The organism is Cohnella sp. GCM10020058 (assembly GCF_042683485.1).
Taxonomy (GTDB): Bacteria; Bacillota; Bacilli; order Paenibacillales; family Paenibacillaceae; genus Cohnella.
Genome location: NZ_JBHUJV010000019.1, coordinates 89,307 through 101,324, shown reverse-complemented (window position 1 = coordinate 101,324; position 12,018 = coordinate 89,307). Strand labels below are relative to the sequence as shown.

Below are 12,018 nucleotides of genomic sequence, written 5' to 3'. Positions count from 1 at the left end.
GAATTAACCCGCTTATACGAGAGGAGAACGATTAAAAAATGTCTTTAACTGGATACGCATATCTGGAGGAAAATTGGCTTAGCCTGCTCGTCGCCGTGCACGTGATCTCTGCGATCGTCGGCATCGGCCCGACCTATTTCGGCCATGTCCTGCTGCGCAAGGGTCAGACGCTCGGTCAGCTCCGCGACTCGCTGCGGCTGTCCGCCAAGCTCGAAATGTTCCCTAAAATTCTCGGCTCCCTCGCCGTGCTGTCCGGCCTGCTGCTCGTCTGGCTCGGCGATTACGGCTGGGACCAGCTGTGGATTATCGCGGCCATCGCCGATTACGTGCTCATCCAGATCGTCGTCATCGCCTTTATGGCTCGTGCGGCAGCCGGCGTCGCGGCCAAAGCGCAAGCCGACACAGGCCCTGCCGACCGGCAAGCCTCGACCGAGCTTCAAGCCGGCGTCGCCAAGGTCAACGCGATCAATTATGTGGCAACCGTCCTCGGTATCGTCCTTTTCCTTCTTATGTTTTTCAAGCCTACGCTTTAATGCTTTTTTCCGTGCGGCCCGTGCCGGCGATCGTCCCTTCCGCGGGACGGCTGCCGGCATTTTGCCGTGAATACCATGACAAATAATTGCCGGAGGACTATAATACGTAAAGCCGGACTATTACTACGCGATGTTCCGCGGGGCGCAGCGCCGCGCGAACGGCCTGAGGTGTGATTCCTTGACTTACATTGTATATGACCTGGAAATGACCGTTCGCCGGAAAAAGGGACAGATTGCCGAGATCATCGAGATCGGGGCGGCCAAGATCGGCCTCGTCGACGGCGTTCCGGGCATTCTCGATACGTTTCAAGCCTTTGTCAGGCCGACCGTCGTGCCGACCCTTTCGACCGATACGACCGCTTTCACCGGCATCACCCAGGACGATGTCGACGCCGCGAGCCGGCTTCCCGATGCGCTCGCCGCCTTCGTCGCCTGGATCGGTCCCGACGAATATTACTTGTGCGCCTGGGGACCCGACGACCTGCGTCAACTGCTCCAGGAATGCCGCCAGATGCAGATCGATACGAACTGGATGGTCAACCACAACAATCTGCAGAAAATGCTGTCCAAAGTGTTCAAGCTGGAAAAGCACCAGCAGATGGGGCTTAAGGCCGCGCTCGAGATGCTCGAGATTCCGTTTTCCGGCTCCCATCACCGCGCCCTCGACGATGCGCTTAATACGGCGCAGGTGCTCGTGAAGCTGCACGATCGCCTGACCTTCCGGCGCAACAAACCGGCCGAGGAGCCGCAGACCGAATCCGAAGTCGTCTACAAGACGGGCCATTTCGAGAACCTGCCCTTTGCGGCGCTCTCGGGGCTGCTGCCTTCCGATCCGGACCATTGACGCCTTGAATCGACATGCGCCCCTCTGCCGACCGGCAGGGGGCGTTCGTGCATCGGAGCTCCGCCCGGGATTGCCTGCAATCGCCTTGGCGGCACAGTAGCCGTTAGGCGCCATCATGTGATAAAATTGTTTCTATTCGCACTTGTCCTACCCAGGTCCTACGCACGGCATTCATAAGAAACGGGGGATTCACATCATGGCTTCCAAAATGCGCTCCGATATGATCAAAAAAGGCTTCGACCGCGCGCCCCACCGCAGCTTGCTGCGCGCCGCGGGCGTTAAGGAAGAAGATTTCGGCAAACCGTTCATCGCCGTCTGCAACTCTTACCTCGACATCGTACCGGGTCACGTTCACTTGCAGGAATTCGGCAAAATCGTCAAAGAAGCGATCCGCGAAGCGGGTGGCGTTCCGTTCGAGTTCAATACGATCGGCGTCGACGACGGCATCGCGATGGGTCACATCGGCATGCGATATTCCCTCGCAAGCCGCGAGATCATCGCCGACTCCGTCGAGACGATGGTCAACGCCCACTGGTTCGACGGCATGGTCTGTATCCCGAACTGCGACAAGATCACGCCCGGGATGATGATGGCCGCGCTGCGCGTCAACATCCCGACGCTGTTCGTCAGCGGCGGACCGATGAAGGCCGGCCGCACCAAGGACGGCCGCGCCATCTCCCTGACCTCCGTCTTCGAGGGCGTTGGCGCCTATATGACGGGCAAGATCGACGAGCAGAGCCTGACCGAGCTCGAGCAGTTCGGCTGTCCGACCTGCGGCTCCTGCTCCGGCATGTTTACGGCGAACTCCATGAACTGCCTGGCCGAAGTGCTCGGTCTCGCGCTGCCGGGCAACGGCACGATCCTCGCCGTTGCGCCTGAACGCCGCGATTTCGTCAGAAAGTCCGCCGCACAGCTGATGGAGCTCATCAAGAAGGACATCAAGCCGCGCGACATCGTCACGCTTGACTCGATCGACAACGCGTTCGCGCTCGACATGGCGATGGGCGGCTCGACCAACACCGTCCTGCACACACTCGCGCTGGCACATGAAGCCGGCATCGAATACCCGATCGAGCGTATCAACGAAGTGGCCAAGCGTACGCCATACCTGTCCAAGCTGGCGCCTGCCTCCGACCACCACATCGAGGATCTGCACAACGCAGGCGGCGTGAGCGCCATCATCAACGAGCTGTTCAAGAAGGAAGGCACGCTGAAGGGCGACGTTATGACGGTGTCCGCCAAGACGCTTCGCGAAAACGTAGAAAATGCCGAGATCACGGATCACACCGTTATCCGTCCGATCGACGATCCGCATACAAAGGAAGGCGGCCTGTCCGTCATGTTCGGCAACCTCGCGCCGGGCGGCTCGATCATCAAGGTCGGCGCCGTTGACAAGTCCGTCGGCGGCTATCACCGCGGACCGGCAATCTGCTTCGACTCGCAGGACGACGTGCTGCGCGGTCTGGCTGAGGGCAAGGTCAAGGAAGGCCACGTCGTCGTTATCCGCTACGAAGGCCCGAAGGGCGGCCCCGGCATGCCCGAGATGCTCGCGCCGACGTCGCAGATCGTCGGCATGGGTCTTGGCACGAAGGTCGGCCTGATCACCGACGGCCGGTTCTCAGGCGCCTCCCGCGGCATCGCCATCGGCCACATCTCGCCGGAAGCGGCGGAAGGCGGTCCGATCGCGTTCGTCGAAGACGGCGACATGATCGAGCTTGACATGAACAACCGTACGATCACCCTCGAAGTCAGCGACGAAGAGCTGGACCGGCGCCGTGCGAACTGGCCGGGCTTCGAGCCGAAGATCAAGCGTGGCTACCTGGCTCGCTACTCCGCGATGGTAACCAACGCCAGCCGCGGCGGCGTCATGAAGATGTAACGACCAATTAACGCGAACACCCCAAGAAGCGGGAGCCGACGGCTCCCGCTTCTTTTTTGTATCGCCCCTACGTATCGCCTCTACGTATCGCCCCTACGTATCGCCCCTTCTACCGACCCTTTATTCCTCCAGAGCTATGCGCCCTCCATCATCGCCTGAATTTCAACTTCACCCATACGTCCCCCCCTCCCGCCGCATCCCTTATAGCATCACGACAAAGGCGGTGAGGCCTTATGCCCAGGATGATCCGGCAAATTCGATTGCAGCGTCCCTGCAAGTTCGTACGGTCGGACAAGATTCAAAGCTCGGCTGTCGGTTGGAAGTCCGGCAACTGGAGCGGTTACGCCCAATCCGGAAGTGCAGGCGCGTACAATCGGATTTCCGCGTACTGGACGGTCCCTTTTGTTTTAGCTTCGACGAAGCCTGTTTACTCGTCCGCCTGGATCGGCATCGACGGCTACAATAACGCCAGCTTGATCCAGACCGGCACGGGACACGACTTCGCAAACGGCAGCGCGAACTATTACGCCTGGTGGGAGATACTGCCCGCTGCCGAGACAATCATTCCTTTTCCCGTCCATCCCGGCGATCGCATGTACGCCGTCATCGCAAACCAAGGGCGCGGCAAATGGTCGATCTTGCTGCGAAACTTAACGCGGGGCTGGCGATTCCGAACCGTCCAAACCTACAAGGGGCCGCGAACGTCCGCCGAGTGGATCGTTGAAGCCCCGCAAGTCGGGAGTACGATCAGCAGCTTTGCAAGGTTAACGCCGGTTGCGTTCTCTTGCTGCCGCGTGAACGGACGCAATCCCCGACTTAAGCTCGACCAGCGGGGCATCATGATTCAAAACAACCGGGTGGTGTCGATCCCTTCCCGCCCTAGCCGGGCCGGTGACGCCTTCCTCGTTAGGGGCCGGCGGTTGAAGCAGAGTTAAAACGAATGAATGTGCAACTACGGACGCCGGCAAGCCGATAACGCTTCCGATCGGTTAATAGCAGCCGACACTGTCGCCTCTTTGAAACGCTGTACAGCGTCTCTTCTCCACTTTCGACGCCGAGGTCCCGCCATGTGACGCTGTACAGCGTCTCTTCGCCACTTTCGACGCCGAGGTCCCTCCATGTGACGCTGTACAGCGTCTCTTCGTCACTTTAGTCGCCGAGGTCCCGTCATGTGACGCTGTACAGCGTCTCTTTGCCACTTTCGACGCCGAGGTCCCGTCATGTGACGCTGTACAGCGTCTCTTCGCCACTTTAGTCGCCGAGGTCCCGTCATGTGACGCTCTACAGTGTCTCTTCGCCACATACGACGCCGAGGTCCCGTCATGTGACGCTCTACAGCGTCTCTTAGCCACTTTCGACGCCAAGGTCCCGCCATGTGACGCTGTACAGCGTCTTTTTGCCTCGATCGCGTTCGATCGCGAGTCGAGGTCACATATGAACGGTCCGTTCGCCGTATAATTGAGCCGCAGAGCAGGTTGGGCAAATTAAAAGCACCCGAGAAATTCGAGAATTCCGAGGATTTCAAAAATTTTTCTTCCGGGCCTGGACAAGGTAAGTTTCGTTGTCGGTTGGAAACCATCCATGGACCAAAAACGCAAACGGGACGAAGCAGGAAATTCCTCTGCTTCGTCCCATTTGGTTATTCGGGCGCTTTAGCCTTAGTCTCGTTTAAGCCCGATCGCCCGTTCCTTCGCTGCCCGGCCGCGCCTCGGCACCGCCGAAGCCCGCGGCTCCGACAGCCGCCATGCCCTGCTCGATCTCGGCTTTAGAGGCGCGCTCCCTGGCGGGCGAATAGCTCCCCTTTTCCCATTGCATGAGCTTCAGTCGAGACATAATAAGCATCCGCGGCTCCATCCGTTCGCCGTGCGCCTTGACTCGTGTCCGGCCCTGCGGGTGGATAATGGCGGTCAATAGACGTAAATAACGGTTCGTAAACCAGGCAAAAATGCCTTTCTGAAGCGCGAACGTCTCGAAGCCCAACCCTTCCGACCCGCGGTTGATCATCGAAATGCCGTACAGCGCCTTGACTTCGTCGCCGCCGGGCATCGAACGCAGCTCCTTGGCTGCGCCCGGCAGCGTCTTCTTGACGCTCTGAATGACGCGGATGGCGATCTGCATTTCCGAACGGGAGCTCATGCCGATATCCAGCATCATCTTGTTGACAAAATGCAGCTCCATCACGCGGTCGCCCTTGGCGATCCGTCCGCCGTCTTCAAGCGTAAGCGTCGGGCCGCCGTACCGGATGATCCGGTAGTGAAACGACTTGCCGTCTCCGATCGGCCTTAGACGGAAGAGCCAGCCGAAGATGTCCTCCCACAGCATCCAGGCCGCCACCAGAACCCGTTTGAACGGACCTGCCTTCTGCGCTTCCGCCGTCTTCGTCCGACCGTCAGAGACGATGCCTGCCGCCGGCATTGCGCTCGGTCCGCCGGAGCCGGATTTGGCACGTTCCTTGTTCAGCTCGGTCTGCCGCATCATCTCGCCGATGCCGACAAAACGCAGTCCCTCGCGCTTGCCGTCCTCGAGGATGCGTCCGACGGCTTCAATCGTGTTGGCCGGCGCGTCGGGGTCTGCGCCGAACGTGTCGCCGCAATCGTGGAGCAGCAGCACCGCGCCGGGCTGCAGCTTGCGCCTGATCTTGCCGTAAAGGCGCTCCGCGCCTACCTTAAGCTTCCAATCGCCGAACAAGGCGGTCCAGAGCACGATCTGCGGCTTGCCCCGTCCGATGAAGTCGAAGACATTGACGATGCCCCAAGGCGGTCGATAATATCTCGGCCGAATCCCCGTAATATGCTCGACGATGTCCCCGGTTCGAACGACATGCCGCCTGACGCTGACCGGCCCCATAATCCAGTTGCTACGGTGAACGTAATTGTGGATACCGATGTCGTGTCCTTCTTCGTGCATGCGCCGCACGATGTCCGGATGCTTCTCCGCATGCGCGCCGACGACAAAAAAAGTCGCGTGCGCACCATGCGCCTTAAGCAGGTCCAGCAGTATCGGTGTGTATACCGGATGCGGCCCGTCGTCGAATGTCAACGAGATCTCGCGCTCGGCGACTCCCTTGGAAAACACCCGGAATCCGAACATCCGGCTGATAAATCCCGGCAAAAACGCGTAAAAAGTCCAAAAATAAAAGCCCCACCAAAGGATGACGTCCATGCCGATTCCACCATCTTGCTTTCTGTTATAAATGTTGCTCCCGTTCAACTTCTTTTATTTTAACATAGGTCGACGAAAAGGTCGTACGAAAATTGACGATGCGTCGTATATCTTTTTAATGACACGCTTTTACGACCCGCTGAATTGTTGCCAACTCTTCAGATTTTGAGACGCCGTAGCCTTGTCCGCGTATAATCGGTTAATATAGAACCCATAGCCTCATCCAATCGACAAAGGGGAAATACATAATGCTCTCGCTGTACCAGAAATACTGGAGGACCGCGTTCGACATCGCCCTAATCGTTTTTACCGTCTGGCTTATCATGTTCGCTTTTAGTTATTTGTATAAGATTGCTACGCCGGTATTCCTTTCCTTTCTTATTTTTCTCTGCATCGAACCGCTCGCCCGCAGGCTGCACAAGCTTGGTATCCGCAAAGCGATCGCGTCCGGCATCAGCGTGCTGCTGTTCACGGCCGTGCTGCTCGCCGCGCTCGCCGGCATCGGCTTCATGTTCTACCATCAAACCTCGGAGCTCGTCGAAAAGCTGCCCAAATATCAAACCCAGGTCGAAGCCCAGATTCACGCCATTACGGCCGAAATTCAGCAGCGCTCGGACAGCCTGCCCGACGGTCTCGCGGACAAGCTGCAGGGTGCCGCCGAAAATATCGTCAAGTTCGGTACCAAGCTTGCGACGAACCTGTTCAACGGCACGGTCGGTTTCGTGAGCTCCTTTTCTTCGTTCGTGTTGAATTTCTCGATCGCGCTTATTCTGGCCTATTTCTTAAGCGTCGAGATCGATATGTGGAAACGGCTGGCCGGTCAGCGTTCGCCGAAGACGCTGAAGACCGCATTCACCTTCTTGCGCGAAAATGTATTCAAAGGCATCGGAGCCTACCTCAAATCCCAGCTCAAGCTGATTAGCATCACGTTTCTCGTCATCCTGGTCGCCCTGCTCGCGCTCCAGGTGAACAACGCGCTGACGATCGCGCTCCTCGCGGCGTTTTTCGACGTCCTGCCGCTGCTTGGCGTCAGCACCTTGTTTATTCCATGGATTTTATATTTGTTCATCGTCGGGCAAACGGGCCTTGCCATCTGGCTCTCCGCGCTGCTGCTCGTCGTAACGCTGACCCGCCAGTTTCTGGAGCCGCGCATTACAGGCCAGACCGTGGGCGTGTCCGCCTTTACGATGCTTGCCTTTATGATGGTATCGCTGTCCTTCTTCGGCTTCGCCGGCCTGATCCTGGCGCCGATCCTGATGATCCTGCTCAAGGCGTTGTACGACCAAGGCTACTTCCACAGATGGATTCGCTGGCCCAAGGAGGAGTTTATCGTTTCGCCGTTTCACCCTTCGTCATCCGGGACGACTGTGCCTGGGGTTCCGCTTCCGCCCGATCCATCAGACGAAGCGCGTCCATAATGTCGCCGAACACGGCCGGTGCCGCATTGCGGACGCCGGCCGTGCGATTTTCCAGCAGCACGGATACCGCATAGCGAGGGCGGCCCTTGGCGGGACCGTACCCCACGAACCATTGATCGTTCAGCGTCGGCCGCTTGCCGGCAAGCTCCGCAGTCCCGGACTTGCCTGCGAGCGGCCATTCGTTTGACCCGAGCGCTTGCTCGGCCGTGCCTTCCGTGACGACTGCGCGCATCGCTTCTCGCAGGGCGGCAGCAGTAGCCGGCTTGATGCTGCCGAATTCGGACGGCGCTCCCCGGGCCGGCATGTTCGCCAGCAGCCCGCCGTCGGCATACCGGATCTCCGTCGCGATCCGCGGCGCCTGCACGCGACCGCCGTGCAGCAAGGTTACGACCAGGTTGGCCGCCTGCAGCGGCGTCACTCTCACGTCGCGCTGGCCGATGCCCGTCCCTGTCCTTACGCCCCCGTCCTTCCCGGCCTCGGGCGTTGCGAATATCGCGCCCGGCTGCTCCTCCTCCAGCAGGCGCAGCGGCTTGCCGTCGACGAAAGAGCCGATCTGCCATCCGATCTGCCGTCCGAGCCCCAGCTTGTCCGCCGTCTCCGCGAGCAGCGCCGGATCGAGCCGCTCGGCGAGCGCGGCGAACACGACGTTGCACGACTGGGCATACGCCTCCTTGACCGTCAGCACGCCATGACCGCCATGCAGCCAGCAGTTCAGCCCGTACCTGCCATAGGATCCCGCGCAGCGGAACGTCTCGTCCAGCGTTGTGACGCCTGCCTCGAGCGCGGCAGCGAGCGTAACCGTCTTGAATACGGAACCAGGCGGCACCGCAATGAGCGCATGGTTGCGCTCGTCCGTGCCGGCCATGCCGATCTGCGCCGGTTCGAAGGCAGGCAGCGAGACCATGCCTAAGATATCCGCATGCTCCACGTCCAGCACGACAACGGCGCCTTCCTTAATGCCATGCTTTTTGAGCGTAGCCTCCGCCGCACGCTGCACGTCCGCATCGATCGTCGTTCGGACCTGAAGCGGATAATGCGGATTCGCCGGCCCCGAGATTCGCATGCCGATCCCCGCGAGCGGACGCCGCGCGCCGTCGGTCGTCGCGACCGCGAAGGTACTGCCGATGCCCCGGATCAGCCTGTCCAGCGACAGCTCGAGGCCGGCCTCCCCGATCGGGTCGGTCGTTCTCGCCTTTCCCGCCGCCAGCTCCTTGGCGTACAGCTTCGTCAGCCGCGCGGGATCCTGCGCCGTATAGCCGATCGCCTGCAGCGCCTGCCCACGCCCCTGCTCCGCCCCGTAGCGGTCGACATAGGGCACCACGGCGACGCCGGTCAGCCTAAGCGCGCCGATTTGCCGTTCCTGCGTCTCCGTAAGTGCGACGACCGTGCCCGTCTTCCCTTTCCATACGAGCGGCTCACGTACGTCTTCGAGCCAGGCGCCCACCTGTTGAGCGTTCGCTCCAAGCGTATCCGCCAGCACCTGCAGCCGACTGTCGGACCCGCGAGGCATTCCGCCGGTCGGGTAGGCGGCGAGCGCACGAATCGTCCTGCCGGTCAACGGGCGGCCGTCGCGGTCGACAAACTGTCCGCGGCCGCTGTCCAGCTCCAGCGGGTCGGAATGCTGCAGATAAGCTTGCTTGGACAGACCCGCGACAGCGTTTTCGCTCCGGCCGCCGCCTCCAAGCTGCACCCACGCAAGTCTCGCTTCCATTACGCCAAAAATGGCGGCCAGCACGATCATGATTTTAAAAATCCGAGCAGGCACCGGATCGTTCAACGGCCATCCCTTCCCCGTCTACGAATTGTAACGCCGATATTCCCAGTGTTGCCCGGCTGCCTTCCCGTTAACCTGCCAAGCTGCCAAGCAGGCGAACGCGGTAATGCATAAAAAAGAATGCCGCCCCCATGCGCGGGAGCGGCATTCCGTACTTTGATATAAATCAAATCGGTTAAGCTACGGTGAATTGAGACAACGATTGACGCAGCTGCTGAGATACCGTCTCAAGCTTGTTGGACAGCTGTACGAGACCGTCGCTGATGCCCAGCTGCTCGTTGCTCAGCGAGGCGACCTGCTCGCTCGTAGCCGAAGCTTGCTGCGCGACGGCACTGACATTCGTCATCGTGAGCGTCAACGTCTCTTGCGCTTGCTCGAGCTGCGAAACCGACGCGGTAGCGGCATGAAGGCGCTCATTGAAGTCGCTCATATGCGACTGTACGTTTTCGAAAATTTTGTTGGCATCCCGCACGGCTTCGATCTGTTCCTTGAACAGCGGGTACGCGTCGGAGAGGACGGATACGGTCTCGTCGATCTCCTGGCCGATCCGGTCTACGATCTCGCCGACGACGCCGATCGATTGGCGGGACTGATCCGCGAGCTTGCGGATCTCGTCAGCGACGACCATAAAGCCTCTGCCGGCGGCTCCCGCACGGGCCGCTTCGATCGTCGCGTTAAGCGACAAAATGTTCGTTTGCTTCGTCATGTTGCCGAGCACGTCGAGAATCTTGCTGATCGAACCGGTGCTCTCCTTGAGCTTGTCGACCTTGTCGACCATCGAACGCGTCATCTCTTCGGTGTGCCCGGTCTTCTCCATCAGGCCTGCCATATACTGGGTGCCTTTGCGACCGGCTTCCTCGACCTCGTAGGCGGACTTGCCCATCTCTACGTTGGAGTCGATGACCGAGACGACCTTATCTCCGATCTGTCCCGTCATCTCGCTGCCGCGCTCGGACTCGACGGCCAAGTTCGTGGCGCCGCCCGCGATCTCTTCTGTCGCCACGGCAATCTCCTTGGCCGCGCTGGCCGTCTTCGTCGAGGCGAGCGTCAGGGAGCTTGCGGTCTCGAGCACTTCGCTCGCGGATTGATTCGTCTGACGCACGAGCTCCGTGATGCGCTCCATCATCCGGTTGAAGCTGTCGGATACTTGTCCGATCTCGTCCTTCTGCCGGATGGTGCTGCGCACCGTCAGATTGCCACGCTCGCCTTCGTTCATCAGGTGGCGCAGCTGGCCGAGCGGCTTGCCGACCGTCCACATGATGAACAGACCGATAAGCGCCGCGATAAGCACGGACAAGCCGCACATGAGGAAGGTCAGATTGCGGATGGCCTTCGCGTCCTTGACCAGCGAGGAAGTCGGGATGTTGCCGATCACGGTCCAGCCGCTGCTGCCGGCAGATTGCGAGCCCACGGAGAGCATCTCGCCGCCGTCGGCTTTGATCTTGACCTCGCCGGATGCGTCGGGCAGCTCATATTCGTACTTCTGTCCCATCAAGGCGGGATCCGCCGCATAGACGATCGTGCCGTCCGGCGCGACAATGTACGTCGAGCTGCCGTCGCCGAAGCTGACGTTCGACAGCATGTCCTGCAGCGACTTAATGCTCAGTTCGATGACCAGCAAATACGGATTTCCCGAATTGACGTTCATCAATGCGCGTCCGACCGCGATCGTCGGCGCCGTCTGCTTGCCGGTAATGCCAGTCGGCATCGTCGGTACCCAGACGACCTTGCCCGCTGCTTGCTTCATCGTGTCGAGGAACGCAGGCGGATTTTCCTTCATGTCGGGAACGCCGCCCGAATTGGAAGAGCCGATGACGGCCATGGACGTATCGGTAGGCAGCAGGAAAATGCCGGCGATCGCATTGTCCGAGATCATCACGTTGGACAGCTTCGTCGTGATCGTCCGCTGGTTGTCGAAGCGTTCGAAATCGTCGGTCGACGAGATGGCCGATCCGACCTGAGAGATAAACTCCGAATCCGACAAAAACTCCATCGACTTGCGCTCGTAACCGGTAAGCAGCAGGTCCATACGCCCGGATACTTGCTTTGCCGTCTCCATGCTGGATTCCGACACTTTCTTTTCGATAACGGATCTGGACTTAGAATAGGAGAATAGTCCTAGCGACACGACGCAAAGCAGGATCCCGCAGAATACAAGAATGAATAACTTCACGCCGACAGAACGAATCGGGCTTTCCAGCTTCGTTTCTTTCATTTGTTGCCCGAATTTTTTCGCATACCCTCCCAGCGTGTCGGCTCCTTGCTTCCACTCCACCGACTTGACACGATCGCGCCAACTTTGCTTCATCTGACACACCCTCCGAGACTTAGTTAAATGACTCTTGGCCGCCGAGATCGCGCCTATTGGCGCACTCGATCTCAAGCGGGAACCCGTTACCACGCGCCAT

Annotated in this window: 8 protein-coding genes; 5 read left to right on the top strand and 3 right to left on the bottom strand. The window is 59.7% G+C overall.

Annotated features, from left to right (window positions below; translation table 11 throughout):
• Positions 1-38 precede the first annotated feature (38 nt).
• The 4 genes from ACFSR7_RS31135 (at position 39) to ACFSR7_RS31120 (ending at position 4,191) form a co-directional block, all read left to right on the top strand.
• On the top strand, positions 39-533 hold the full coding sequence (locus tag ACFSR7_RS31135; protein WP_378168377.1) for a DUF2269 family protein: 495 nt from the start codon (positions 39-41) through the stop codon (positions 531-533).
• Positions 534-711: 178 nt separating this feature from the next.
• Positions 712-1,377, top strand: coding sequence for a 3'-5' exonuclease (locus ACFSR7_RS31130; protein ID WP_378168375.1), 666 nt, complete (start codon positions 712-714; stop codon positions 1,375-1,377).
• Positions 1,378-1,585: 208 nt separating this feature from the next.
• Positions 1,586-3,256, top strand: a complete 1,671-nt coding sequence (gene ilvD, locus ACFSR7_RS31125) for a dihydroxy-acid dehydratase (protein ID WP_378168799.1) — start codon at positions 1,586-1,588, stop codon at positions 3,254-3,256.
• A gap of 233 nt (positions 3,257-3,489) precedes the next feature.
• Positions 3,490-4,191, top strand: a complete 702-nt coding sequence (locus ACFSR7_RS31120; RefSeq protein ID WP_378168373.1) for a G1 family glutamic endopeptidase — start codon at positions 3,490-3,492, stop codon at positions 4,189-4,191.
• 733 nt (positions 4,192-4,924) lie between these two features.
• Here ACFSR7_RS31120 and ACFSR7_RS31115 read toward each other — a convergent pair.
• Positions 4,925-6,418, bottom strand: a complete 1,494-nt coding sequence (locus ACFSR7_RS31115; RefSeq protein WP_378168371.1) for a polysaccharide deacetylase family protein — start codon at positions 6,416-6,418, stop codon at positions 4,925-4,927.
• A gap of 248 nt (positions 6,419-6,666) precedes the next feature.
• Here ACFSR7_RS31115 and ytvI point away from each other — a divergent pair, with 248 nt between their 5' ends.
• Entirely contained in the window at positions 6,667-7,836 is a 1,170-nt protein-coding gene (gene ytvI / locus ACFSR7_RS31110; RefSeq protein ID WP_378168370.1) for a sporulation integral membrane protein YtvI, read from the top strand.
• On the opposite strand, the gene ACFSR7_RS31105 is transcribed toward ytvI, so the two are convergent.
• Together ACFSR7_RS31105 and ACFSR7_RS31100 are read right to left on the bottom strand one after the other, a co-directional pair.
• A complete protein-coding gene (locus ACFSR7_RS31105; protein ID WP_378168368.1) occupies positions 7,745-9,613 on the bottom strand; it encodes a peptidoglycan D,D-transpeptidase FtsI family protein in 1,869 nt (622 codons plus the stop codon). The two genes, ytvI and ACFSR7_RS31105, sit on opposite strands and share 92 nt — an antisense overlap.
• Positions 9,614-9,785: 172 nt before the next feature.
• Positions 9,786-11,918: a methyl-accepting chemotaxis protein gene (locus ACFSR7_RS31100; protein WP_378168366.1), complete on the bottom strand. Its 2,133-nt coding sequence runs from the start codon at positions 11,916-11,918 to the stop codon at positions 9,786-9,788.
• Positions 11,919-12,018: the final 100 nt, after the last annotated feature.

Coding starts and splice junctions, on each gene's coding strand:
- ACFSR7_RS31135 (WP_378168377.1), top strand. CDS start 39: ATGTCTTTAACTGGATACGCATATCTGGAGGAAAATTGGCTTAGCCTG.
- ilvD (WP_378168799.1), top strand. CDS start 1,586: ATGCGCTCCGATATGATCAAAAAAGGCTTCGACCGCGCGCCCCACCGC.
- ACFSR7_RS31120 (WP_378168373.1), top strand. CDS start 3,490: ATGCCCAGGATGATCCGGCAAATTCGATTGCAGCGTCCCTGCAAGTTC.
- ACFSR7_RS31115 (WP_378168371.1), bottom strand. CDS start 6,418: ATGGACGTCATCCTTTGGTGGGGCTTTTATTTTTGGACTTTTTACGCG.
- ytvI (WP_378168370.1), top strand. CDS start 6,667: ATGCTCTCGCTGTACCAGAAATACTGGAGGACCGCGTTCGACATCGCC.
- ACFSR7_RS31100 (WP_378168366.1), bottom strand. CDS start 11,918: ATGAAGCAAAGTTGGCGCGATCGTGTCAAGTCGGTGGAGTGGAAGCAA.